This window comes from Actinoplanes aureus, from assembly GCF_015704865.1.
Lineage (GTDB): Bacteria > Actinomycetota > Actinomycetes > Mycobacteriales > Micromonosporaceae > Actinoplanes > Actinoplanes aureus.
Window position 1 is genome coordinate 135,707 of record NZ_JADQTO010000011.1, and the last position, 23,781, is coordinate 159,487.

The 23,781-nt window shown below is 70.6% G+C and carries 27 protein-coding genes; 16 read left to right on the forward strand and 11 right to left on the reverse strand.

The annotated features are described in order from the left end of the window. Positions 1-82: 82 nt before the first annotated feature. From I4J89_RS23660 to I4J89_RS23680, 5 genes are read left to right on the forward strand one after another with little or no spacing between them, the layout of a single operon-like run. Positions 83-1,120, forward strand: a complete 1,038-nt coding sequence (locus I4J89_RS23660; RefSeq protein WP_196416229.1) for an iron-siderophore ABC transporter substrate-binding protein — start codon at positions 83-85, stop codon at positions 1,118-1,120. Then, entirely contained in the window at positions 1,120-2,163 is a 1,044-nt protein-coding gene (locus I4J89_RS23665; RefSeq protein ID WP_196416230.1) for a FecCD family ABC transporter permease, read from the forward strand. The genes I4J89_RS23660 and I4J89_RS23665 overlap by 1 nt, the downstream gene beginning before the upstream one ends. Continuing rightward, positions 2,160-3,191, forward strand: a complete 1,032-nt coding sequence (locus I4J89_RS23670; protein ID WP_196416231.1) for a FecCD family ABC transporter permease — start codon at positions 2,160-2,162, stop codon at positions 3,189-3,191. Before I4J89_RS23665 ends, I4J89_RS23670 begins: the two co-directional genes overlap by 4 nt. Further along, the gene (locus I4J89_RS23675; protein WP_196416232.1) at positions 3,188-3,997 is read left to right on the forward strand and encodes an ABC transporter ATP-binding protein; all 810 of its coding nucleotides are present in this window, start codon (positions 3,188-3,190) and stop codon (positions 3,995-3,997) included. Before I4J89_RS23670 ends, I4J89_RS23675 begins: the two co-directional genes overlap by 4 nt. 48 nt (positions 3,998-4,045) lie before the next feature. Continuing rightward, positions 4,046-4,315, forward strand: a complete 270-nt coding sequence (locus tag I4J89_RS23680) for a hypothetical protein (RefSeq protein WP_196416233.1) — start codon at positions 4,046-4,048, stop codon at positions 4,313-4,315. Here I4J89_RS23680 and I4J89_RS23685 read toward each other — a convergent pair. Further along, positions 4,236-5,054: a hypothetical protein gene (locus I4J89_RS23685; protein WP_196416234.1), complete on the reverse strand. Its 819-nt coding sequence runs from the start codon at positions 5,052-5,054 to the stop codon at positions 4,236-4,238. The two genes, I4J89_RS23680 and I4J89_RS23685, sit on opposite strands and share 80 nt — an antisense overlap. Positions 5,055-5,274: 220 nt before the next feature. Here I4J89_RS23685 and I4J89_RS23690 point away from each other — a divergent pair, with 220 nt between their 5' ends. Together I4J89_RS23690 and I4J89_RS23695 are read left to right on the forward strand one after the other, a co-directional pair. Next, on the forward strand, positions 5,275-6,369 hold the full coding sequence (locus I4J89_RS23690; protein WP_196416235.1) for a helix-turn-helix domain-containing protein: 1,095 nt from the start codon (positions 5,275-5,277) through the stop codon (positions 6,367-6,369). Further along, the gene (locus tag I4J89_RS23695) at positions 6,366-7,532 is read left to right on the forward strand and encodes a hypothetical protein (protein WP_196416236.1); all 1,167 of its coding nucleotides are present in this window, start codon (positions 6,366-6,368) and stop codon (positions 7,530-7,532) included. The genes I4J89_RS23690 and I4J89_RS23695 overlap by 4 nt, the downstream gene beginning before the upstream one ends. Here I4J89_RS23695 and I4J89_RS23700 read toward each other — a convergent pair. The 3 genes from I4J89_RS23700 to I4J89_RS23710 form a co-directional block, all read right to left on the reverse strand. Next, positions 7,516-8,019 carry a GNAT family N-acetyltransferase gene (locus I4J89_RS23700; protein ID WP_196416237.1) on the reverse strand — a complete coding sequence of 168 codons (504 nt, stop codon included), beginning with the start codon at positions 8,017-8,019 and terminating at the stop codon, positions 7,516-7,518. The genes I4J89_RS23695 and I4J89_RS23700 overlap by 17 nt on opposite strands. A gap of 786 nt (positions 8,020-8,805) precedes the next feature. Continuing rightward, positions 8,806-9,693, reverse strand: coding sequence for an LLM class flavin-dependent oxidoreductase (locus tag I4J89_RS23705; protein ID WP_196416238.1), 888 nt, complete (start codon positions 9,691-9,693; stop codon positions 8,806-8,808). After that, positions 9,690-11,426, reverse strand: a complete 1,737-nt coding sequence (locus tag I4J89_RS23710; protein ID WP_196416239.1) for an LLM class flavin-dependent oxidoreductase — start codon at positions 11,424-11,426, stop codon at positions 9,690-9,692. The genes I4J89_RS23705 and I4J89_RS23710 overlap by 4 nt, the downstream gene beginning before the upstream one ends. A gap of 71 nt (positions 11,427-11,497) precedes the next feature. On the opposite strand from I4J89_RS23710, the gene I4J89_RS23715 reads away from it, so the two are divergent. Together I4J89_RS23715 and I4J89_RS23720 are read left to right on the forward strand one after the other, a co-directional pair. Then, on the forward strand, positions 11,498-11,974 hold the full coding sequence (locus tag I4J89_RS23715; protein WP_196416240.1) for a MarR family winged helix-turn-helix transcriptional regulator: 477 nt from the start codon (positions 11,498-11,500) through the stop codon (positions 11,972-11,974). A gap of 35 nt (positions 11,975-12,009) precedes the next feature. Further along, the gene (locus tag I4J89_RS23720) at positions 12,010-12,369 is read left to right on the forward strand and encodes a hypothetical protein (RefSeq protein ID WP_196416241.1); all 360 of its coding nucleotides are present in this window, start codon (positions 12,010-12,012) and stop codon (positions 12,367-12,369) included. Here I4J89_RS23720 and I4J89_RS23725 read toward each other — a convergent pair. After that, complete coding sequence (locus I4J89_RS23725) at positions 12,366-13,232, reverse strand: alpha/beta hydrolase (protein WP_196416242.1); 867 nt, start codon at positions 13,230-13,232, stop codon at positions 12,366-12,368. The two genes, I4J89_RS23720 and I4J89_RS23725, sit on opposite strands and share 4 nt — an antisense overlap. 143 nt (positions 13,233-13,375) lie before the next feature. Between I4J89_RS23725 and I4J89_RS23730 the strand changes: the two genes are divergently transcribed. After that, positions 13,376-14,686, forward strand: coding sequence for a radical SAM protein (locus I4J89_RS23730; RefSeq protein ID WP_196416243.1), 1,311 nt, complete (start codon positions 13,376-13,378; stop codon positions 14,684-14,686). A 360-nt stretch (positions 14,687-15,046) separates the two neighbouring features. Here I4J89_RS23730 and I4J89_RS23735 read toward each other — a convergent pair whose 3' ends face one another. The 3 genes from I4J89_RS23735 to I4J89_RS23745 form a co-directional block, all read right to left on the reverse strand. After that, positions 15,047-16,387, reverse strand: coding sequence for an SDR family oxidoreductase (locus I4J89_RS23735; protein WP_230859457.1), 1,341 nt, complete (start codon positions 16,385-16,387; stop codon positions 15,047-15,049). 88 nt (positions 16,388-16,475) lie between these two features. Continuing rightward, positions 16,476-17,129, reverse strand: a complete 654-nt coding sequence (locus I4J89_RS23740) for a hypothetical protein (protein ID WP_196416244.1) — start codon at positions 17,127-17,129, stop codon at positions 16,476-16,478. 32 nt (positions 17,130-17,161) lie between these two features. Beyond that, complete coding sequence (locus I4J89_RS23745; RefSeq protein WP_196416245.1) at positions 17,162-17,830, reverse strand: ThuA domain-containing protein; 669 nt, start codon at positions 17,828-17,830, stop codon at positions 17,162-17,164. 84 nt (positions 17,831-17,914) lie between these two features. On the opposite strand from I4J89_RS23745, the gene I4J89_RS23750 reads away from it, so the two are divergent. After that, positions 17,915-18,910: a LacI family DNA-binding transcriptional regulator gene (locus I4J89_RS23750; RefSeq protein ID WP_196416246.1), complete on the forward strand. Its 996-nt coding sequence runs from the start codon at positions 17,915-17,917 to the stop codon at positions 18,908-18,910. 32 nt (positions 18,911-18,942) lie between these two features. Here I4J89_RS23750 and I4J89_RS23755 read toward each other — a convergent pair whose 3' ends face one another. After that, positions 18,943-19,221: a hypothetical protein gene (locus I4J89_RS23755; RefSeq protein ID WP_196416247.1), complete on the reverse strand. Its 279-nt coding sequence runs from the start codon at positions 19,219-19,221 to the stop codon at positions 18,943-18,945. 70 nt (positions 19,222-19,291) lie between these two features. Then, positions 19,292-19,912 (reverse strand): hypothetical protein, encoded by a 621-nt coding sequence (locus I4J89_RS23760; protein WP_196416248.1) that lies wholly within the window; start codon positions 19,910-19,912, stop codon positions 19,292-19,294. Between the two features lie 485 nt (positions 19,913-20,397). Between I4J89_RS23760 and I4J89_RS23765 the strand changes: the two genes are divergently transcribed. Next, positions 20,398-20,817, forward strand: coding sequence for a hypothetical protein (locus I4J89_RS23765; RefSeq protein ID WP_196416249.1), 420 nt, complete (start codon positions 20,398-20,400; stop codon positions 20,815-20,817). A 25-nt stretch (positions 20,818-20,842) separates the two neighbouring features. Here I4J89_RS23765 and I4J89_RS23770 read toward each other — a convergent pair whose 3' ends face one another. Beyond that, on the reverse strand, positions 20,843-21,586 hold the full coding sequence (locus I4J89_RS23770; protein ID WP_196416250.1) for a phosphotransferase enzyme family protein: 744 nt from the start codon (positions 21,584-21,586) through the stop codon (positions 20,843-20,845). A 61-nt stretch (positions 21,587-21,647) separates the two neighbouring features. Here I4J89_RS23770 and I4J89_RS51575 point away from each other — a divergent pair, with 61 nt between their 5' ends. From I4J89_RS51575 to I4J89_RS23790, 4 genes are all read left to right on the forward strand, one after another. Then, positions 21,648-21,893 carry a S1 RNA-binding domain-containing protein gene (locus I4J89_RS51575; RefSeq protein ID WP_196416251.1) on the forward strand — a complete coding sequence of 82 codons (246 nt, stop codon included), beginning with the start codon at positions 21,648-21,650 and terminating at the stop codon, positions 21,891-21,893. Continuing rightward, a complete protein-coding gene (locus I4J89_RS23780; protein WP_196416252.1) occupies positions 21,890-22,147 on the forward strand; it encodes a S1 RNA-binding domain-containing protein in 258 nt (85 codons plus the stop codon). The genes I4J89_RS51575 and I4J89_RS23780 overlap by 4 nt, the downstream gene beginning before the upstream one ends. Next, on the forward strand, positions 22,141-22,506 hold the full coding sequence (locus I4J89_RS23785; RefSeq protein WP_196416253.1) for an ester cyclase: 366 nt from the start codon (positions 22,141-22,143) through the stop codon (positions 22,504-22,506). Before I4J89_RS23780 ends, I4J89_RS23785 begins: the two co-directional genes overlap by 7 nt. Positions 22,507-22,936: 430 nt before the next feature. Then, the gene (locus I4J89_RS23790) at positions 22,937-23,587 is read left to right on the forward strand and encodes an HAD family hydrolase (protein ID WP_196416254.1); all 651 of its coding nucleotides are present in this window, start codon (positions 22,937-22,939) and stop codon (positions 23,585-23,587) included. Positions 23,588-23,781: the final 194 nt, after the last annotated feature.

Consider the following 23,781-nt stretch of genomic DNA (forward strand, 5'->3'; position numbering starts at 1 on the left):
GGCGCGTCACCCGGCCGAGAAGCCGATCTTGAGCCTGCTAAGTTAGGCCTGCCTTACCTAACACAGAGTGGAGTCCCCCGCCATGCGCGCAACCCGGTTCCTCGCGGGAATCGTCGCCGCCACCACCGCACTGGCACTCGCTGCCTGCGGCGGCTCGTCCGACACCGAAGACACCCCCGCCGCGTCCGGCAGCGCCGCTGCGTCGTTCCCGGTCACCGTCACCCACGCGTTCGGCACCACGACCATCGCGAAGAAGCCCGAGCGGGTCGCCACGGTCAACTGGGCCAACCACGAGGTGCCCCTCGCGCTGGGCATCGTTCCGGTCGGCTACGCCAAGGCCAACTTCGGCGACGAGGACGGCGACGGCCTGCTGCCCTGGGACGCCGCGAAGCTCAAGGAGCTGGGCGCGCAAACCCCGGTGCTGTTCGACGAGACAGACGGCATCGACTTCGAGGGCGTGGCCAACACCAAGCCGGACGTCATCCTGGCCGCCTACTCCGGTCTGACCCAGCAGGACTACGACACGCTGACCAAGATCGCGCCGGTCGTCGCGTACCCGAAGGCGGCCTGGGCCACCTCGTGGCGCGACAGCATCAAGCTGGAGAGCCAGGCTCTCGGCCTGGCCGCCGAGGGCGACGCGCTGATCGCGAAGATCGAGAAGCAGATGACCGACGAGGCCGCGCGCTACCCGAAGCTGGCCGGCAAGTCGGTGATGTTCCTGACCCACCTCGACCCGACCGACCTCAGCAAGATCAGCTTCTACACCACGCACGACACCCGGGCGCAGTTCTTCACCGACCTCGGCATGAAGCACCCGGCGAGCATCGAGAAGGCCTCCGCCGCGACCACCGAGTTCAGCCTCACGCAGAGCGCCGAGCAGGTCCAGAACCTCAGCGACGTGGACATCATCGTGACCTACGGTGACGCCGAGGGCACCACCCTGGCCACCCTGCAGAAGGACCCGCTGCTCTCCAAGATCCCGGCGATCAAGCGTGGCTCGTTCGTCTCGCTGCCCGGCAGCACCCCGGTGGCCACCGCCGCCAACCCGACGCCGCTGGCCGTCTCGTTCGTACTCAAGGACTACGTCGACCTGCTCGGCAAGGCCGCCGACAAGATCTGATGACGCTCGTCGAAACCAGGTCCGGGCCGGACGTCGCCGACGTGCGACGCCCGGCCCGGGTGCGCCTGGCCTGGCTCCTGGCCGTTCTCGCCGTCCTGATCCTGGTCCTGCTGGCATCGGTCGCCTTCGGCTCCCGGATCGTCGGCTGGGCCGACATCACCGCCGCCTTCGGCGGCAGCGACGAGACGCTCGATCAGGCGGCCGTGGTCAAACGCATTCCGCGTACGGTGCTCGCGGCACTCGTCGGCGCGGCGCTCGCCCTGTCCGGCGCGGTCATGCAGGGCGTCACCCGTAACCCGCTCGCCGACCCGGGCATCCTCGGCGTGAACATGGGGGCCATGCTCGCGATCGCGGTCGGCATGGTGACCATCGGGCTGTACACCGCGACCGCGTACATCTGGGTCGCCATCGCCGGAGCGGCCGTGTCCACCCTGTTCGTCTACGCGGTCGGCTCGCTCGGCCGTGGCGGCGCCACCCCGCTCAAGATCGCACTGGCCGGTGCGGCCACCTCCGCCGCGCTCGCGTCGCTGGTGGTCGCGGTCGTGCTCCCGCGCGGCGACATCGCCGAGAACTTCCAGTCCTGGCAGGTCGGCGGGGTCGGCGGCGCGAGCTGGGAGAGCATCGGCCAGGTGCTGCCGTTCCTGATCGGCGGCCTGGTCATCTGCCTGCTCTGCGCCAGGTCGCTGAACTCCCTCGCGCTCGGCGACGAACTGGCCGCCGGCCTCGGTGAACGCGTCGCCCTGGTACGCGCCGTCGCGGCCCTCGGTGCGGTGGTGCTGTGCGGCGCGGCCACCGCGGTCGCCGGGCCGATCGCCTTCGTCGGCCTGATCGTCCCGCACCTGTGCCGGCTGCTCGTCGGCCTGGACCACCGCTGGCTGCTGCCGTTCGTCACGCTCGTCGGCGCCGCGCTGCTGACCGCGGCGGACGTCGTCGGCCGGGTGGTGAACCGGCCCGACGAGATCGAGGCCGGCATCATCACCGCGCTGATCGGCGCCCCGTTCTTCATCTACATCGTCCGCCGGCAGAAGGTACGCGAGCTGTGAGCACCACCTTGACGGCCGTCACCCGCGGCCGGGTCCGGCGCGGCCGGCGACGGCAGACCGTACTGGCCGTCCTCGGTGTGGCGGTGGCCGTGATGTTCCTCGTCTCGCTGATGGTCGGGCAGACCTTCTACCCGCCCGGCGACGTACTGCGGGTGATCCTCGGCGGGACCGTGCCGGGTGCCTCGTTCACCGTGGGTGAGCTCCGGCTGCCCCGGACCGTCCTTGCCCTGATCACCGGGCTGTGCTTCGGGATGGGCGGGGTCACCTTCCAGACCATGATGCGCAACCCGCTGGCCAGCCCCGACATCATCGGTATCAGCTCCGCGGCGGGCGCGGCGGCGGCCTTCGCCATCATCGTGCTCAACCTCGGCGAGACCGGCGTCTCGGTCTTCGCCATCACCGCGGCACTCGGCGTGGCCCTGGTCATCTACGTCCTGTCGTTCAAGGACGGTGTGGCCGGCACCCGGCTCGTCCTGATCGGCATCGGCATCGCCGCCATGCTGAACAGCGCCACCTCGTACATCCTGAACCAGGCCGGGCAGTGGGACCTGCAGGCCGCGACGCGCTGGCTCAACGGCAGCCTGAACGGGTCCACCTGGAACGAGGCGCTTCCGGTGCTGCTCGCCCTGCTGGTGTTCGGCCCGGTGCTGCTCGGCCAGGCCCGGAACCTGACCATGCTGCAGCTCGGCGACGACACCGCGGCGGCTCTGGGGACCCGGCTGGAACGTACCCGGCTGGTGTCGATCGTCGCCGCTGTCGGCCTGATCGCGTTCGCCACCTCGGCCACCGGCCCGATCGCGTTCGTGGCTTTCCTCGCCGGGCCGATCGCTGCCCGGCTGGTCGGCTCCGGCGGCTCGGTGCTGCTGCCGTCCGCCCTGGTCGGCTCGTTGCTGGTGCTGGTCGCGGACTTCCTCGGCCAGTTCGCCTTCGACACCCGCTTCCCGGTGGGTGTGATCACCGGCGTGCTCGGCGCCCCGTACCTCATCTATCTGCTCGTCCGCACGAACCGCGCGGGAGGCTCCCTGTGACCACCGACCACTCCCTGACGGCCGAGAAGCTGACCGTTGGCTACGGCGACCGGGTCGTCATCGAGTCGCTCGACCTGCTCGTGCCGCCGGGCCGGATCACCGCGATCGTCGGCGCCAACGCCTGCGGCAAGTCGACGCTGCTGCGCTCGATGTCCCGGCTGCTCGCACCGCGGGCCGGGCACGTCCTGCTGGACGGCCGCGAGGTGCACCGGATGCCGGCGAAGGAGCTGGCCCGCACCCTCGGCCTGCTGCCGCAGTCACCGATCGCGCCGGAAGGCATCACCGTCGCCGACCTGGTCGGCCGGGGCCGCAACCCGCACCAGCGGATCCTGTCGCGGTGGAGCCGGGACGACGACGTCGCGGTGGCCGCCGCCCTGGACGCCACGCACACCGCGGACCTGGCGGAACGCTCGGTCGACGAGCTCTCCGGCGGTCAGCGCCAGCGGGTGTGGATCGCGATGGCCCTGGCACAGCAGACCGAGCTGCTGCTGCTCGACGAGCCGACCACGTTCCTCGACGTCAGCCACCAGGTCGAGGTGCTGGACCTGCTCACCGACCTGAACCGGGACCGCGGCACCACGATCGTCATGGTCCTGCACGACCTGAACATGGCGGCCCGTTACGCGGACCACCTGATCGCGCTGGCCGCCGGCGGCGTGCACGCCGCCGGCGAGCCGGCCGAGGTGCTGACCGAGGATTGCGTACGCGCGGTCTTCGGCCTGGACAGCCAGGTGATCGACGACCCGGTGTCCGGCAAGCCGTTGATGCTGCCGATCGGCCGGCACCACGTGCGCACCCCGGTGTAGCCGTTGCGGGGATGCCGGGCTTGACCCGCGAGGCGTAGCGTGCCCGATGTGGCAGGCCGAACCCGCGTCCAACTCCTGACCGCGGTCGGGCATGTGGTCCTGCTCATCGGCGCGATCGCCACTGTCGCGGTGGGATTCGCGATCGTCACCACCCGGTTCGCCGGGCCCGGCATCGAGTTCGCCGTCGCGCTGGCGACGACGGTCGCGGTCAGCCTTTACGGCAGCCTCGTCGCGTCGTCTACTCTGCACCGTCGACTGGACGGGCCGCGGCGCCCCGGCGCCCCGGCCGCCGGGAGCCGCGCTCCAGGCGAGCCCTGACGGCTCGGCCGGCGATCGTCGCACCGGTGCCGCCCAGGGCGGTGGTGATCGCCGCGCCGGCGAGGATCATCTGTTCGTGTGTGGTGAGTTCGGGTGTGAGCTCGCGCAGGACAAGGAACAGCACGAGGTAGATGGCGGCGAGGCCCGCGACGGCAGCCAGCCCGGCGACGACTTTGAACGCCTCGTACAGCAGGTACCGCTTCAGCGTCTCGCCGTCGTTCGTGGCCCGCGTCATGTGCCAGACCGCGAAGTCGTAGTAGTCGGCGGGTCCGCGCGGCGTTTCCTGGGGCTTCGAAGGCTGCTGCCGGACCACCTCGCGAAGGGCGTCCTCGATAGCGTCGCGCGCCGGCTTACCGAGGCGTTTCGGGTCTGCGGGCCAGGTGGCGCACTCTTTGAAGATCACCCGGCACACGGCGGCGGGGCCGCCGGCCCGGCACAGGTCGGCTGTCTGGTGCCGGCGCGCGAAGTCCTCGATCAGTCCATGTACGAGTCGGCAGAGTTGGACGACCCGCTCGGTCAATTCGAGCGCGGCCGGATGAATTGCGACGTCCACAGTCGACTTCGCGTCGAGTTCAACAAACGCTATTTGTTTCTGCTTGAGCCAGCGCGCGGGGAGAGCCGTGGGGTCGGAGAGGAGGCTCGCGGCAAAGTCCCGGAGGTGCTTGGGCTCGACGCGCTTGGTGCCACGCCGGATGAGCTGCGCTTTCGTCATCCGCGGCGGCGACGCCTTCTGGTCCATACGGGGACACCCCCGGCTGATTGCGCTAAACTGGAATCGAGATTTAGTAGACTTGAATCGACTAGATTGAAGCTAGATATGCTCGATTCTCGTGTTGTCTACTGTGCTACTGTCCATTAAAGCTACGCCGGTTTACTCAAGGTATTCAAGTGCTCACTGAGGCGGGCGGGACGGCGCGTGAAGTGCCCACCGTCAGCCGTCGGGTTGGGAGGTGGCCATCGTGGCTACACCAGCAGCGGAACAGCTGGCGCACCGGCTCCGCACGCTCCGCGAGAAGGCCGGCCTCACGCAGGGCGAGCTGGCCGAGATCTTCACGAAGGACGGTCGGAAGGTGGGCGCGGCCGCCATCTCCTCGTGGGAGCGGCTGAGGAATCCCGTGCTGGTGCCGGAGAACCGGATCGAGCCCTACTCGCGGCTGCCCTTATTGGCCGGTGATCCTCCGCGACTGCGGGCGGAGGACGACCTCACGCAGTCGCAGCTGGCCGAGCGTGACGAGCTGCTCCTGGATCTGACGGTCCTCTCCGACCAGGCGCGCGGCGGGACGGCGGCGGCCGAGGCGGCTCGTGTCCCGACGTACCGGTCATGGTTCTTCTCTGACGGCGGCCCGATCGTGATCATCGCTCCGGATGCGCCCGCCTGGGCGATGGGGCCCCTGGCGGACGATGCCGATCCGAACTACACGGCCCTGCACCTGTTCGCGGATCAGGACGCCCTGATCGAACTCCATGGGCACATTCGCGCCGAGAACGACCCCTCGCTGCCGGTCCGGTTCAAGCGGGCGTCGACGGTCACCGCTGACGACCTCTCCGGCCACCTCGTTCTCCTGGGCGGCATCGCGTGGAACTCGGTGACGCGGCGGCTGCTCCGCCAGTTGGAACGGCTTCCCATCCGTCAGATGGAGATGCCCGAACTGACCTCGGGGGAGATCTTCGCGGTCGGCCACGGTGCGGCGGAGCGGCGGTTCCTGCCGGTCTGGTCCAAGGCCAACGGTGAACCCTCCCCGGAGCTCGAGGAGGACGTCGGTCTGCTGGCCCGGGTGCCCAACCCGTTCAACTCCAGCAAGACGCTGACCCTGTGCAACGGCATCCACAGCCGGGGCGTTCTCGGCGCGGTCCGGACGCTGACCGATGCCCGCATCCGGGAGGCCAACGAGGCGTACCTCGCCGAGCATTTCGCCAACGACGAGTACGGGCTGCTGGTCCGGGTCCCGGTCTTCCACGGCGAAGCGCTCTCCCCGGATCTCCAGGACCCGGCGAACGTCCTGTACGCGTGGCCGCAGAGCGCAGGAGTCAAGCCGCGGCGGGACCGCCCATGAGCACCAGGGCAGGTACTCAGCGGTCCGACCACGACCGGCTGCTCCGCAGGCTCGACTGGAGCCCGGAAGTGCGGCCGTCCGGGCGGCCACTCGACGCGATCATCGTGCCCGCCTCCCGGCGAGCCAATCGGCTGAGTGCGGTGATCGACCTCGCGTCCCGCTGCGAGACCACACTCGTCATTCTCGCCTCGCACCAGTGCGACATCGACGAGGTCGCGGCGCTGATCGCCAAGCGCCCCGGCAAGGCGCGCGCGGTCCTGGCCGAGGTCCCGTTGCAAACCGATCATGAGGCATTGCGGCTGGTCACCTCGGCGGAGGACATCCGCGCCCTGAGCGGTGATCGGTCGAGCAACCTCAGCCTCAAGCGGAACATCGGACTGCTGCTGGCTCGCTACCGCGGGTGGCAGAAGATCATGTTCTTGGACGACGACATCATCAGGATCACCCCCGAGCAGGTCGCGCGGGTCGCGCATCACCTGGACAGCAACCGGTTCGCCGGCTTCAAGACAGTGGACTTCCCGGACAACTCCGTGGTCTGTCACGCCAACCGCTTGGTCGACCGGCCCCAGGGTATCTTCGTCAGCGGTGCCGCGCTCGGCGTGAACACCGCCGGTCATCGCCCCTTGGAGGTGTTCCCCGACATCTACAACGAGGACTGGTTCGCCTTCGCCGGTGAGGCGGAGACCAACGGCGTCGCGCACGTCGGGGACGTCGGGCAGCTGTCGTTCAATCCGTTCAAGGACTCCGGGCGAGCGACGTTCGAGGAGTTCGGCGACCTGATCGCCGAGGGCCTCTACACCCTCTTCACCGATGGCGGCGGTCTCCACCGGGCGACGACCGACTTCTGGAGACAGTTCATCGACGAACGGTGGGCACTGATCAGCGAGATCCGGCGGAAGCTCGACGAGAACGCGACGCACGAGGCGGTGCAGGCGGCCAAGTCGCTGCAGGCGGCGCAGTGCCAGCTGGAGATCACCAACGCGGACGACTGCGTGCGCTTCCTCGATGTCTGGCAGGAGGATCAGCGCCGGTTCGGGAAGGCGAGCCGGTTGGCGTTCGGGCGCGACTACGACTACCGCGAGGCTTTCGACGCGCTGGGTCTGTACCGCTGGCAGGAGGCCCGGTTCGGGATAGAGAGGCTGCCGGTCAGCGCTGGCTGGTAGCGTCGCTGAGCCGTAACCGTTCCTCGACGCGGCCGGCGGTGCCGAGCTCCTGATACTCCTTCGTCCGTTCGAAGCCCAGCGATTCGTAGAGTTTCAACGCGTCCGGGTTGGGGTGGATGACCCACACGAAGACCTCGTGTTCCCGCACGTCGTCCAGCAGCATGCCGATCAGCTCGGAGGCGATCTTCTTGCGCCGGTGCCGTGGGTCGGTCCAGACCCACCCGATGTGCGGGCCGTCCGGCTCGTGGGTCAGCCGCGCCATTCCCACGACCGTCCCGTTCAACCGTGCCACAGCCCACCGCCCCGTCCGGCAGGAGGTGCGCCACTTCGCGGCGCTCCACGACGACTCGTGCGGTTCGGCCGGTAGGAAGAACTCCGGTGAGTCGCGCAGCGCGGCGAGGCGGGCCTCGCGCGCCAGAAGCCAGTCATCCGGAGTCAGAATCAGGTATTCCGTCGTCGCGTCGCTGTCACTTTCGGGAGCCGCCATCCACACCCTTTCGCTCTCGGCGCTGAACCTCTTCAATGTGAGGCATCCGCGCTCGGCGCGCCACGTGAGGCCCTTGATGGCGGCTCGGCTCCCGGTCGGACCGGCTAGAGCGCTTCCCTAGTCAGGGTGATCTTGCTCGGCCCACGCTCAATGCTGGCTCAACGGCCGCCAGACAGCACCCACGTTGGGCCGGACAAGGCCCTGACCAGCAAGGCTCTCTGGACAGCTTTCGCGTCAAGGTCTGGTCGTAACCGCTCCAGGAGCGACCGTTGCGGCAGTCGGGCGGTAAGCCCGTAGGCGGCGGCCAGCGCGGCGCGGCCCAGCGCGGCGCGGCGCGACAAGGAACCGGCTCGGCTCGGCCCGGTTCGGCGCGGTTCGGGAGGCGGTGACAGCCATCAGGCACAGCCGGCCCGCAAAGCCCGGCCTTGTCGATCACCGAGCTAGTAGCGCGGGGACTACTGGCGGTAGCCGTCGTTGCGTGGTGGGTTTGCGGAATGCGGTGGATCGGGTGCGCCCGCGCGCACCGGATCCACCACGATCCGCGAGACCGGCCGTAAACCCGGCTACCCGATGTCACGTCAGTCGTGCGCGCACACGAGTGCCGACCGCAGATATACCCAGGCGGCGGGCCGTAACCGGCAGGCGATGCCGTTTCCCGGCGGTCGCGCTGGGGCGGTGAGGGGAAGCCGGGCTCGCGCCGGGGGAGCGGGGACAGGGTCGGCTTCGGCGAGACGCCGGTTACGCGTACCCCAAAGAAGCGGGACTGGCAGGCAGAGATCCAGGGGCCTAGCCGCGCTCGCGTTTGACCAGGTCGCGGACCGCAGGCGCGACCTCGGCGGCGAAGCGTTCGGCGACCGCGTGGTCGTCGCCGCCGATGATGAAGGCGGAAATGCCGTGAGTGAGGGCCAGGTCGGCGAGCTGGTCGGTCCACTGTGCGGGCGGGCCGTCCAGCAGGCCGCGGCCGGTGGGTGAGAAGCCGACCTGCATGAAGTTCATCAGGCGGCGTACGGCGGCGGGGGAGCGGCCGGCGCCGGCGGCGGCCTCGTCGATGCGGGCGTTGGCGTCCGGGAGGGAGGCGGGGCCGTGCGGCAGGTAGTCCATGGTGGGTAGCCAGCCGTCACCGAGTGCGCCGGTGAGGGCGAGCATCCGGGGTTTGTAGGCGCCGACCCAGATGCTGATGTCGTGCGCCGGGCGCGGACCGCGTTTCGCGCCGCTGACGGTGTAGTAGGTGCCCTGGTGGTCGACGCGGCCGCGGGCGTCGACGTTCCACAGGTCGCGGATGATGCCGATGCCTTCGGCTAGGGCGTCGACGCCCTGGGCCGGGGTGAGGTGGCGTCCGCCCATCGCGGCGATGCTGTCGCCGAAAGCGCCGGCGCCGAGGCCGAGTTCGAGGCGGCCGCCACTGAGGATGTCCAGCGACGCGGCGGCGCGGGCGAGGACGGCGGGTGGGCGCAGCGGGAGGTTGAGGACGTTGCCGCTGAGCCGTACCCGTTCGGTGCGCGCGGCCGCGTACGACAGCAGCGTCCAGGTGTCCAGGAAGGCCGGCTGGTAGGGGTGGTCCTGGAAGGTGACCAGGTCGAGCCCGGCACGGTCGGCGGTGAGGGTGAGGTCGAGCGCCTTCTCGCCGGGTGTCACGAACGTGCCGAACAGCAGGTCGTGTCCGTAGTCGGTCATGCTTGCACCTCCGGGTCGATGTTGAAGTTGTCGCGGAACAGGTTGCCGGGGTCGTAGCGGCGCTTCAGGGTGCGCAGCCGGGTCAGCACGTCCGGTGGGAAGGCGTCGAGCAGGCGTTCGGGGCGCGGGTCCGTCTCGAAGCTGAGGTACAGGCCGTCGAAGTGGTGGGCGAGTCGGTCCCACGCCCGGTTGAGCGCATCCCGGTCACTGCCCATCACGGTGAGCTGGAACTCCGGTGTGCGATGGGCGAACGCCGTCGCGGAAGGCGGGGTGTCGGTGATCGCGCCGCCCATGTGCCGCAGCTGGAAGAAGTAGACCTCACCGGAGTGCAGCAGCCGGGCCGCGTCGCGGGCGAACTCGTCGGTGAGCCGCGGCAGGAAGGCTGACCGGGACACCGGCTCGCCGCGGCTGTGGTGGCCGTCCGGGCCGACGTCGGCGGCCTCGGCCATGACCTGGGCGTACGACGTGAGCACCACCCGCTGCTGGACGAGCAGACCGGTCGACGCGAACGGGGTGAGCCGCTCCACGACGACCTCGGGGTCCGGGTTGTCGACTATGCCGTAGAGCTGGACGACCGACTGCCCCGGCTGTGCCGGGCCGGAGCCGAGGAAGACCGTCGTGTCGCGCGGGGCGGTGCGGGCCACCGCGCCGTACTGTTTCAGGGTCTGTTCGATGTCCGGGCTGACCAGCACGAGCTGAGCCCAGCCGACCTCGCCAACCTCGCTCACCTCGAACTCGAACGCGGTCGCCACACCGAAGTTCGCGCCGGCGCCGCGGATCGCCCAGAGCAGGTCGGGGTTCTCCCGCTCGCTCGCCCGGACCGGTGTGCCGTCGGCGAGGACCACCTCGACGGCTCGCAGATGGTCGATGGTGAGGCCGTGCTCGCGGGACAGCAGGCCGATCCCGCCGGCGGTGGCCAGCCCGCCCACCCCGACACCGCCGTAGTCGCCGGAGCCGAGCGCCCAGCCGTACCGGTCCAGGACGGCGGCGACCTGCTTCCAGGTCGCGCCCGGCCCGACGCGGACGATGCGCCGCTGTTCGTCGAGCACCCGGATCTCGTTCATCGCACCGAGGTCGATGATCAGGCCGCCGTCGTTGGTGGAGCGGCCGCTGACTCCGTGCCCGCCGCTGCGGAGGCCGAGCGGGAGGTGCCGGTGCCGGCGCGCGAACGCCAGGGCGTCGGCGACCTCGGCCGGGGTACGCGGACGCAGCACCAGCCCCGGCGAGCCGCCCCGCATGTAGGTCGACCGGTGCCCGCGGTAGCCGGGATCGCCGGGCTCGATCGCCACGTCGGCGAGGGACGCCGGGATCCCGTCGTAGTCGATGCCGTCCCGGCGCAGGGCCCGGACCGCCGCCGGCCGTCGCGGACGGTCCCGCACGCCGACTTCCTGGATGAGGCGATCCACGTCCTCGGGTGCCGCCGCGGGCACCGCCTCCCATGCCATCTCCGTGGTGACCACGCGCGTGCCGGCCAGGATGCCGAGGCTCTCGCGCGCCTTGCCGGCCATCGCGGGTGTCAGGCCGTCCAGCGCGCCGGGCACGCCGATCTGGATGCGATCGGTCCGGCCGGCGAGCCAGGCCGCCGTCGTCCACGGGTCCAGCCCGCCCTCGTCGTCACGCAGAACGACGACGTCCAGGCCGCCGGCCTCCGCTCGGCCGGCCAGCGCTGTCAACTGCTCGGGCTCGGCCTGGGCGCCGGCGAGGCACAGGGCGATTCCCCATTCATCCGCCACTCGATCCTCTTTCGTCTGTCCCACAGAAGGTATTTGTGGAAGACGGTATTTCCAAGAGATAGTATGGCGCCGTGAGCAAGTCGACAACGCCCGAGGACCTCGGGGCGGCACTGGGTCTGCTGCTGCGGGCGTACGCGGAGGCCGTGACACCAGCACTCGGCGACCTGCCGCACGGCTCCCGCGGCTACCAGACGATGTGCGAGGTGGTGCACGGCCGGCAGCCCAGCCAGGCGGCCCTGGCGGCCCGGCTCGGCATCGACCGCACGATGATGACGTACCTGATCGACGACCTGGTCGAGGCCGGCCTGGTCGAGCGCCGGCCCAACCCGGACGACCGGCGGCAGCGGCGCATCGTGGCGACCGATCGTGGGCGCGGCACGCTCGAAGAACTCTGCGGGCGGGTCCGGGCAGCGGAGGACGCTGCGCTCGGCGCCCTGGGCGATGAGGAGCGCGCGGTGTTCCGGCGGCTGCTCTTCAAGGCGGCCGGGGCCGGAGCGGTCCACACCGCGGAGACCTGCGCGCTGGTGGAGCAAGCCCTCAAGTCCTGACCCGCGGTACGCCAAGATCATTTATCGTCTCCTGCGTGGAGCGCATCGAACTGACGTACGAATACGGTGTTCAGCGGCGCCGGAAGTGGCGCAACGCCGTATCCGGGTCGGCGTTCCTGATTCAGGTGACCGTCGGTCAGCTGCGCGACGGGCGGTGGTTCGCGCAGTGCGCCGGCTACGGCGTCGCCGCCCGCTACGACGGCGAGGCGGCGTACGTCTTCGACAACCGGAGGTACGGGGAACGGCTCGCCGTCCAGCTGGCCTACCGGTGGATGCGTGAGCTGGGCGGCGGGTGGGAGCCGGCACCCGCCCGGTACAGCCCCGACGGCTCACGTCCCGACGACGGGCTGCCGTGGCGGCGCTCGGGCGGTGGCTGGGTGCTCGACCGGCGCTAGCGGCCGCGGATGTGTTCGACGATGGCCCGCCGGCCGGCTTTCGCCTCGGGCACGGGCAGCAGCGGATAGACGTGCAGCGCGCCCGGCTCCTCGTGGTAGGTCAGCGGCACCCTGGCCGGCAGCCGGTCACGCAGCGTCCGGCAGTCGGCCAGGGTGATGTCGCGGGTCCCGACCAGCACCTGGAGCGGCGGCAGGTGGTCCAGATCGCCGTAGATCGGGCTGAGCCGGGGATCGTCGAGGGCCAGCCCGCCGGCCCAGGCGGCCGCGAGCGGGCGCAGGCCGGGACGGGCCAGCCACGGGTCGTAGGGTTCGATCGCGTCGATGCCCGGGTTCGACATGGTGAGGTCCAGCCAGGGCGCCAGCAGGGTCAGCCCGGCGACGTCGCCGGGCGTGGCCTGGGCGGCGAGCAGTGCCAGGCCGCCGCCGGCCGAGTCGCCGGCCAGATAGCAGCGGCGGCCTGCCCGGGCCAGGTCACGGACGATGCCGGTGACCAGTTCCAGCGCCTGGAGACCGGTGTGGTGCGGAGAGAGCCCGTAGATGGGCACGTGCACCTCGTAGCCGGTCCGGTCGGCGATGTGGCCGATCAGCGACCAGTGCTCCGCGACGATCTCGCTGGTGTACGCGCCACCGTGCAGGTAGATCACGACCGGCTTGTCGTCCGCGGGCCGGCTGCGGACCCGGTAGACGTCGAAGCCCTGGACGCTGTCGCGGGTCACGTCGAACCGCCGGGTGAGCGCGCTCGGCGGTGCCGACGGCCCCTTGGCACGCGCGAGGGTGCGATGACCGGCCGCCTCGGTGCCGAACTTCCGCCGGTAGGCCAGCCGCGTGAACACCGCGACGCCTCTCATCTGCCAACTCGCCATCGCCGGAGGCTACAAGATCACACCGGGCTGTCGCGAGCGTCTCTATTCTCCGACCCCGATGACGGCGCCCGGATGTGATGGCATGGGATGTGGTGACGCACCATTGACCGGCAGACCCCGGTAAGCAGCTGACAGGAGGACGCATGGAGTCGCGTACCGATCTCGTCGAAGACCTGATGGCCCGCTTCCCGCACGTGCCGCGCGAGGCGGTGATCAAGGAGGATCTGCTGCGCGGCGGGCTCGCCTTCGACGACTCGGCGCTCACCGACAACGAGAACGGCGAGGTCAAGCCCAAGTCGTACTTCATCTTCTCGTTCGACCACCGCACGCTGCCCGAGCTCGGCGAGGCCGCGCTGCGGCGGCCGCCGGAGGAGATCGTGCTGACCGGGGGACCGTACGGGCTGCGGCGCACGGTGGTGTCGGTGCGCATCAACCCGGACTCGCCGTACCGGGTGAAGCCCGACGCGGACGGCCGGCTGATGCTGTTCCTCGACGGCCGGGCGATCGCCGAGGTGGGGTTGCCGCCGATGCCGGACTACTACCGGCACACCCTGGCCAACGGCAAGCAGGTGATGGAGGTCGCCCCGACCATCCAGTGGGGTTATCTCGTCTACCTGACCGTCTTCCGCGTGTGCCAGTACTTCGGCGCCAAGGAGGAGTGCCAGTACTGCGACATCAACCACAACTGGCGCCAGCACAAGGCGGCCGGGCGGCCGTACACCGGGGTCAAGCCGGTCGACGAGGTCCTCGAGGCGCTCGAGATCATCGACAAGCACGACACGCTGAAGGTGTCGACGGCGTACACACTGACCGGCGGCAGCGTCACCTCGCACGTCGGCGGGAAGGCCGAGGCGGACTTCTACGGCCAGTACGCCCAGGCCATCGAGGAACGGTTCCCGGGCCGGTGGATCGGCAAGGTCGTCGCCCAGGCGCTGCCCAGGGCGGACGTGCAACGGTTCAAGGACTACGGCATCCAGATCTACCACCCGAACTACGAGGTCTGGGACAAACGCCTCTTCGAGCTCTACTGCCCCGGCAAGGAGCGCTATGTGGGGCGCGAGGAGTGGCACCGCCGCATCCTGGACTCGGCCGAGATCTTCGGGCCGCGCAATGTAATCCCCAACTTCGTCGCCGGCATCGAGATGGCCGAGCCGTTCGGGTTCACCACCGTGGACGAGGCCATCGCGTCGACGACGGAGGGCCTGCACTACTTCATGTCGCGTGGCATCACCCCGCGGTTCACCACGTGGTGCCCGGAGCCGACGACCCCGCTCGGCCGGACCAACCCGCACGGTGCGCCGCTGGAGTACCACATCCGCCTGCTGGAGGCGTACCGCGCGACCATGGACGAGTACGGCCTGGCCAGCCCGCCGGGATACGGCCCGGCCGGTCCCGGTAACGCGGTCTTCTCGGTCAGCTCGTTCATGGACAGCCTGCCGGCCGACCGGAGCTGACGCCGGGATTGCTCGCCGGTCACCCTCCTTTTTCGGTACGGGTGACCGGCGTCTCGCCGAAGCCGACGGCTGCTCGCCCTGCTCGGCGCGAGCCGGGCATTGCGCCCCGGCCCCAGCGCGGCCGCCGGGAAACACCAGTCCGTCCCGCTGCGGGAGAACCGGGCGTGGTCGCTCGCCGGGCTGCCGGCGGCGGGCCGCGATTGCCCGCGTTCGCCGTCAGGTGATGCCGTTTCCCGGCGGTCGCGTTGGGGCGGTGAGGCTGAGCCGGGCTCGCGCCGGGAGAGCGGGGACGGGTCGGCTTCGGCGGGACGCCGTTACGCGTACCCCGAAGAAGCGAAACCGGCAGGCAGACCTCGACCCCTAGCGGGAGTTCCTCGCTTGCCGGGCGGTGCGCCATCCGGAGGCGGCCAGGGCGCCGGCGACAGCGGCGTCCAGGAGGGCGACGCGGCGCCAGCGTGCCGACACGGCGGCCAACGCCACCCCGGTGCCGGCGTGCAGCGCGTCCACCGCGGCGCTCACACCGGCTACCCGCGGTGCCGGCTCGGTGGCGGTCGCCGCGGCCTGGACCAGCTGGCGTGCGGCGAGTACCCGGGCGACGGTGACGGCGGCCGCCGGAGGCCGCCGGCCGGCGCGCCGCAGCACGATGGGGGCGAGCAGCAGGACGCCGGCCCATCCGGTACGCGCGACCGCAGCCGCGCGCACCGGGGCGGACGCCGGCCGCTGACGCCCGCGGCGCACGGCCTCGAACACGAGCTCACCGGGCCGCCGCTGCCGCCCGAGCAGCGTGGTGAACACACTGCGCCGCAGCATCCGCCCGGGGTGCGTGCCGTGGACGCGTCCGGGCTCGTCGAGCGGCGCCTCCAGGTTGTCGGTGCCGTTGTCGGGGCGGTCCGTGTGCTGCGTGCCCGCGCCGAGGCGCCGCACAGACAGCAGCGCGTCGGTCAGCGCGGGGGAGAGGCGCTGACCGAGGTACATCGCGGCCGCGGCGCCGCCGACCGGGATCTCGCGGCGGGGGTGGCGGGCCGCGTAGACGATGGCGTTCGCGACCACCTCGGGTGCGTACACCGGTGGCGGAGGTTTCGGCATGGCGCCCAGCTTGGACCGGGCGTGCTCGAAGAACGGGGTGGCGATCGACGCGGGCAGGATCGTGGTCACCGTGATCGGCGCGCCCTCCTGGGCGAGTTCCACGCGCAGGCTGTCGTAGAACGCGCGCATCGCGAACTTGCTGGCGACGTACGGGCTCTGCAGCGGCATCGACCGTACGCCCTCGGCCGACACGACCCCGATGAGCGTGCCACCGCCGGCGCGCCGCAGCGCCGGCAGGGCGGCGTGCACGCCGTGGACTTGGCCTAGGAAGTTCACCCGCATGACCCGCTCGAACTCGGCGCCGGTGATGTTCTCGACGCGGCCCCACACCCCGACGGCGGCGCAGCCCACCCAGGTGTCGATGCGCCCGTACCGTTGCTCGGCGGCCTCGGCGAGCGCTCGCACCGCCTCCGGATCCGCCACGTCGGTGGGTACCGCCACGGCCGTCCCGCCGCTTCCGGTGATCTCGTCGACCAGCGAGTCCAGCGCCGGCTTGCCCCGGGCCGCGCAGACCACCGTCGAGCCCCGGGCGGCGAAGGCCAGCGCGGTCGCGCGCCCGATGCCGCTGGACGCGCCGGTGATCACGACGACCTGCTCGGATAGCGGTTTCGGCATGTCAGCGCCGTCCTCTCTGCGGGGAGACGTCGGATTCCCCGCACGGGCGGTGGTAAACACGCCCGTCACCGCGGCGCCTGGCCTGCTGTCAGGCGGTCTGCTGGACCCAGCCCCGGCGGCGTGCCGGCATGACGCGGCGATCCCGGGCCGGCAGGTACTGACGCAGGGCGGCGGCTCGCGTGGCAGCGGCGTCCGCCTCGAGGCGCAGGCTGTCGCGCGCCGCCCTGGCGAGCTCGGCGTCGTGCCGGGCGGTCGCCTCGGTGGCCGTGGCCTGCCGGTACAGGTGGTGCCGGACCGCGGCGATCGCCCGGTGGAGCACCAGTTCCTGCTCCACCGGATGGAGTCGTGGATTCCAGCCGCCGTCGCCGGTGGTCAGGTCGGTCATCACCGTGGCGGGCAGGTCACCACGCTCGACGGCCGCCGCCACCGACCGGCGCATGAACCGCTCGCGGTCGGCGAACTCCGTCGCCGTGCCGAAGCCGTAGGGCGCGGGGAACGCCGCGGCGGTGCGGGTCCGGGTCAGCCGCTGCTCGGCCTCCTGCCAGGCGTGCCACGCTTCGTCGGTGTGGCGCTCGGCCTGGCGCCGGCAGTTCTGCCAGCGCTGGGCGGCGTCGTCCGCCCGGGAGGCGGCCACGGAGACCTCGTCGGCATAGCGCTGGGCCTCGACCGCGTCGGTCCGTCGCCGGGCACGGTGGCGCAGGACGGACCACCACGGCAGGGCGTGCGACGGGTCCTGGGCCACGGGTCCCACCGTACCCATCAGCGGGAGTCGTCTTATCGATCATCGAGGGTGACGTGAGGCATAGCCCACTGGATGCCGCCGAGCAGGTGGGCCAGCATGGCCGGCTCCTCGTACGACTCCGCGGTGTGGCCCAGTGCGGTGTAGAAGGACCGGCCGCCGAGGTTCTCGTGGCACCAGGCGAGGGGATGGTCCGCGCCCGTCCGGCCGCCCTCGTACGACGTCTCGTCCAGTCGCAGCAGGACCTTTACCTGTCGCGGACGGGTGCGGAAGTCGTACCACTCGTCGGTGCGCTCCCACACGGCCGGCAGGTGTGCCGTCGCCGGGTGACCGCGGTCGGCGACCAGGATCCGGCCGGGTTGGGGCTCCGGGTGCTGGTCGAACCAGGCGCCGACGAGCTCGCCGTAGAACGGCCAGTCGTACTCGCTCGCGGACGCACTGTGTATGCCGGCGAACCCGCCTCCACCCCGTACGTAGCCTTCGAGCGCGGCCCGGCCCTCCGGTCCACCGCTGGCCTCACCGCTCGTGCTGAGGAACACCACGGCCGCGAAGGCGGACAGCTCGCCGGGGGTGAGCACGGCGGGATCCTCGGTCGCGACAACCGTGAACCCGTGCGCCCGGCCCAGCCCGGTGAGAGCCGCGACACCGGCCGGGATGGACTCGTGCCGGTACTCGGTGGTCCGGCTGTAGACCAAGATCCGCACGCGCCAAGCCTACTCTTGGAAACGTATCCACAGAATTTGCAGAACGTGTCATATGCTGGCGCCGGATGGCGAGGGGGACAGCCGGTGCGCAAGACCGTGCACGACGTCGCGGACGCCGCGGGAGTGTCGGTGTCGACGGTGTCGCGTGCCCTCACCGGCGGCAGCGTCAGCCCGGCGACCCGGGAGACCGTGATGGCCGCCGCGGAGCGGCTGGGCTACCGGCCGAACCGGACCGCGCGCGGGCTCATCACCGGCCGGACCGGCAACTACGGTCTGATCGTTCCGGACCTGCGCAACCCGTTCTTCGCCGACATCGCCAAGGGCGTGACGGCCCGCGCCCGCGCCGTCGACTGCGGTGTCTTCATCACCGACACCGACGAGGACGTCGCGGCGGAGCTGGAAGCCCTCGCCACGCTCGGCCGCAACACCGACGGCGTGCTGCTCTGCTCACCCCGGGCCACCGACGCGGAGCTGCTGGAGGCGGCCGACCCGGACACCACGGTTCTGGTGCACCGCCAGGTCCCCGGCATGCTGTCGATCGCGGCCGACATCGCCGCCGGAACCCGGCAGGCCATCGACCACCTGCGCGCGCTGGGCCACCGGCGGATCGCCTTCCTGGCCGGCCCGGACGACTCCTGGGCCGGCCGGCAGCGGCTGGCCGCCCTCGCCGAGTACGCCGACGGCGGCGGCGCCGAGATCCTCCGATTCGGCTCCGTCTCGCCCACCTTCGAGGGCGGCGTGCTCGCCGGCGACCTGGTGCTGGCCAGCCCGGCGACCGCGGTGCTGGCCTACAACGACCTGGTCGCGATGGGCCTGCTGCACCGGCTCGCGGCGCGCGGTGCCGCCGTGCCGGAGCGGATCAGCGTCGTGGGCTACGACGACATCAGCCTGGCCGCCATGAGCCACCCGCCGCTGACCACGGTCGCCGTGCCGAAGGACAAGGCCGGCGCGGCCGCGCTCGAGCTGCTCCTGCGCCGGGCCGGCGGCGCCGGCAAGCCGGCCACGGCGGTACGCGACCGCGAGGTCACCCTGCCGACCGGTCTGGTCGTGCGGGCGTCCTCCGGCGTCGTTCCCGCCTAGATGGCCGACTTGTCCGCCGCCTTGACGCAGGATCAGAAGGGCGCGGGGCCGCTGCCGGTGAGTGACACCAGTATCTGGGTCGCGAGCAGCTTCCGGACGCCGGTGACGGCCACCGTGCCGATCTGGTCGTAGGGCAGTTCCAACGACAGGCCGTCAGTCGCGTTGCGGATGTCCGCGCTGGTCTGGTCCGGGCGGAACGTGCCGCCCCAGCCATCGGTACCTCCGCGCTGATTGGTACTGAGCGAAGCCATGCCGGAGACGTGTGTGCCGTCGACGAGGGTCAGCCTCGCCGGACCGGAATAGGTGGTCATAGCGGCCAACCGTATCCGGTTCTCGCGCCGTTGCGGCCCACTCACGCGTGACTTGGGCCCTGACGGTCGCTCAGAACGGTGTGGGCTCGTCGAACGGGATGGCGTCGATGTACCCGGAAGGGAGAGGCGCCGGGGTGGCCGGGCAGTGGACCCGGGCCAGGCGGCCCAGCGGATCCTCCGGCGGGGTGAAGCTGCCGCACTGGAGGCCGCCGACCTCGATCGTCGTCCACGTGGTGAAGACGCCGGTGACCGGAGTGGCGCAGGAGACGGTGAACTCGGCCGACAGGCTCGTCACGCCCTCGTAGAACAGGCTCTGCGGGATGCCGGGAACGTCCGCGGAGCCCATGGGGAAGCTGTAGCCGCCGTCCGGCAGCTGGGCCGGACCGGTCTCGACCTTCGTGCCGGTCTCGGCGCCGAGTGAGGTGGCGAGCATGCCGGTCCAGTCGGCCGGGGCGGTCACGCCGGTGATCGACGGCGCGAACGGCTCGTTGAGAACGTCCCGGCCGGCCAGGTCCTCGGGCCTCTCACTGAGCGTGACCCGGGTCAGGCGCGGCTCCGTCGTCGGAGCCGACCATCGCACTTCCGCAGGTGCACAGCCGGACGGAACGGTGGCCGGGGTGGTCCCGGGAGCGGCGCAGGCAGCCGCCGAAAGCGTCGCGAGGACGGCGAGGCCGGCCCGGTAGTTGATCATCGGAGGATGATGACTGGCGGGGGTGGCGGGCTTGCGATCGGGGGGCGAACGGCAGCGACGTCGGGGAGAGCGACGGCCCTGCTTCGTATACGATCCCTCCCCCCACGGCTCGGCGATCGGCGCGGCAACCACTGACGGTAGTCGCCGTTGCGTGGTGGGTTGCGGAATGCGGTGGATCCGGCGCGCTTTCACCCACCCGAACCACCATGATCCGCGAGACCGGCCGCAACCCCGGCCGGCCCCGGCTACCCGATGTCACTTCAGCCGTGGGCCGACCCGTAGACATACCAGGCGGCGGGCCGTGGACGGTCGTGACCGGCAGGTGATGCTGTTTCCCGGCGGTCGCGTTGGGGCGGTGAGGGGAAGCCTGGCTTGCGCCGGGAGAGCGGGGACGGGTCGGCTTCGGCGGGACGACCGGTCACGCGTACCCCGAAAGAAACAAGACCTCGACCTAGCTGGCGGAATGATCCGCGTAGGGTCGGCCGGTGACCGTGTACGAGCTCTGCACGAAGCTGCCCGCAATCGATGTACTGCGTAGCCGTTGCCAGGCTCTCGCCGTCCTCGAGCGCATCATCGACCGGGGTGAGCCGTCCTACGTCTATACGACGACGTGGGGCGACGGCGAAGCGCTCCGGCGCGGTCCGTACGACGGTGATCCTGACGGGACCGCGATGCTCGAGATCCTGCTCGACGACATCGTCGAGCAGGATCTCGAGTTCGCTGACGACTACTACGAGATGGAAACCAACCGGGCGAGCGTCGAGGACATCGTGAGGCATCGCCCGCTTACCGACGCTGTGGTCCAGGCCCTGAACCCCGGCATCACCGTTGCGGACCTGCGCGACGACCTCGCCGTGATCGGGTATCCCACGCTAGGCGGGATGTCCGGCCTTCATCGGTCCTGAGCGGAAGGATCCGGTCCGCCGCATGTCACCGTTCTCGGACGGCTCGGACTTCGGCGAGCCGCTTGACGGCGTATTCGTCGTCCCAGCAGACAGCTGCCTCCCACGCGGCTGACGCTTGCGCGGCGATGTCGTAGGCGCCGTCGTCGAGGCCGGCGGCGTTGTCGGGCAGCACCAGATCGAGGTCGGGGACGTCGACGTGCGACTCGTCCCAGTCGATCAGCGCGACGCGATCCGCGGTCATCCGGACGTTGCCGAGGTTGTTGGGGTCGCCGTGGACGACGCATGTCTGACGCCCGGCGAGCCGCGCCCACGCTGCCCGGCACCGAGCGACGCTCTCCACGGGCATCGCAGCGAGGTCGATCCTCGTGCCGGACTCGACACGGAGGAGATCGGTCGACGATCGCCAACCTGGGCGCTGCGGCCAGCCCTGTGTCAACCGGTGCAGTTCCCGGAGCGTGCCGGCCACGCGACGCCAGTCGGCCGGCGTCTCGGGCGGTCCACCCTCCAGAAAGGTCATCACCACCAGACCGTCGGCGAACAGCCGGCCGTCCCTGGTCGGGATCGGGACCGGCACGGTCAGGCCTTCACGGTCGAGGTATTGCAGGAGCTCGGTCTCCCACGCCAGATCGGCATCGCTTCGGGCACCGAGGCGACCGACCGCGCGGTGCCCGTTGACGCGTACGCTCCACACGTCGTTGGCGACCCCGCCAGCAAGCGGTTCGGTGCGCGCGGCGTCTTCACCCCACTGCCCGAGTGCCTCCCACCCCACCGGCCACACTCTACGGGCGCGCGCACTCGCGCTGGTCAGTGGCTGCACATATAGTCCGGGCGTGTCCGATGGTCAGCCCAAGCGCGGCACGGTGGTGTGCGGAACCGTTTCAGAGATTCGCAACTTCGGCGTCTTCGTGCGCCTTGCCGGGGATCCGGCTGACCAGTCCGGGTCCGGATTCATCCGGATTCCGGAGCTGACCTGGGAGTACTTCGACGACCCCGCCGACGTGGTGCACGTAGGCCAGCAGATCTCCGCTGAGGTGCTTGACTTCGACTCCACTCGCGGACAGTGCAGCTCTCGTTGAAAGCCTTGCAGGAGGACCCACTCGTCCGGTTCGCCGATCGGGTCGGTGAGGTGTTGTCCGGGCCTGTCGTCAAGGTTGTGCCGTTCGGTGTCTTCGTTCGCGTGGCGCCGGGCATCGCGGGACTCCTTCACGAGTCGGTCCTGACTCAGGAGCCGGCGATGGGAACGATGGTGACCGTCACGATCGCCGAGGTGGACCGGCCGCGGCGCCGCGTGCGGCTGGAGCCGGCGCCGGTAGAAGAGGCGAAATGCTGAAGATGTATACGGCCTATCTCGCCGCCTGCAATGACCGGGCGTGGGAGACGATCGCGGACTTTGTGCACTCGTCGGTGCTCGTGAACGGCATCCCGCGAACCCGGGAGCAATATGTGGACGACATCAGAAAGACGATCGCGGTGTTCCCGGACTACGTCTGGGAGCTCCGGCACGTGGTGGAAGAGCCGCCCTGGCTCGCGGTCCACCTTCACGACACGGGTACGCGACATCAGGAATTCCTCGGCGCACCCGGCGATCTGTCTGCGGTCGAGACCGACGAGTTCGCCATGTACCGGATTACCGCTGGGCGCATCGCCGAGCTGTGGGGCACAGCGGACAACGCCCGGCTCCGTCTCTGAGGTCAAGGAAGCGGTCGTGGCGTGAGGCGGAATTCGGTGCGGTCATACTTCGGCTGGCCTGTGCCCGCTGAGCCGCGTGTCGCCTCGGGCGACGAATTGATGAGACTCATCAAGGTTGCCGCGCAGCGGGGTTTCAGCCGTACCGCGAAGGGTCTCCACCCGGGAAGCCACGACGCATTCGCGCTTATCGCTTACCTGTACGAGGGTTCTCCAGAAGCCTCCTGGATCTGTCTGGTCGTCCAGGTCGGCGATTGGCAGCCACCGGCGGGCGTCCGGCCCGACTTCGCCTTCGGCCGGCTCGACGTCGCCGTTGCCGACTTCAAGTCACTCCGGCGCCCTACGCGGGCGCAACGCGATCAGCTCCTCCACTGGACAGCCTGGCTGGCTTTTCGTGCCAGGCGAGCCGATTCCCCGTGACTATGCTGGCGCGATGATCAACGGGGTGGGGCTTGTCATCTTCGACTGCGACGGGGTGCTGGTCGACAGCGAGAGCATCGCGGTGCGCGTCAACGTGGCCATCACGGCCCACCTCGGCTGGCCGATGACGGCGGCCGAGGTGATCGATCGTTTCATCGGCCGCTCCCATGCGTCCATTGCTGAGATCATCGGTGCGAAGCTCGGCGACGAGGCGGCGGCGACCTGGACGGAGCGGTTCGAGACCCAGCTCCACCAGGCTGTGGACGCCGAGCTGGCGGCGGTGGACGGGATCGCGGAGGCGTTGAGCCAGATCACCGTACCGACGTGTGTGGCGTCCAGCGGCACGCACGAGAAGTTGCGGCACACCCTGGGCCGTGCCGGCCTGTACCCGCGCTTCGCCGGCCGGATCTTCAGCGCCACCGAGGTTCCCGTCGGCAAGCCCGCCCCTGATCTGTTCCTGCACGCCGCGGCGAGGATGGGCGTGCCACCGGAGGCGTGCGTCGTGGTGGAAGACAGCCAGTACGGGGTTCAGGCGGCCCGCGCGGCGGGCATGCGGTGCCTGGGTTATGCGGGGGGACTCACCGCCGCCGACCGGCTCGAAGGCCCCGACACGATCGTCTTCGACGACATGCGAGATCTCCCGGCTCTGCTCGGCAAGATCTGATCCGTAGGCGCGGGCTCCACTGTGGTCGGCCATCACGGCGAAGATCAGGGTACGTGCGAACGCGTCACCGGCATGTTTCATGATCGTCCGGCAGATCTTGACCGGTAGCGGTGCCGAGAGTCCGGGCTAGGACGCAGAGTGGCCGTCCTCGGATTCCGGCAAGTCCGGCGGCCGCCCCGGGTAGCCTTTGACCT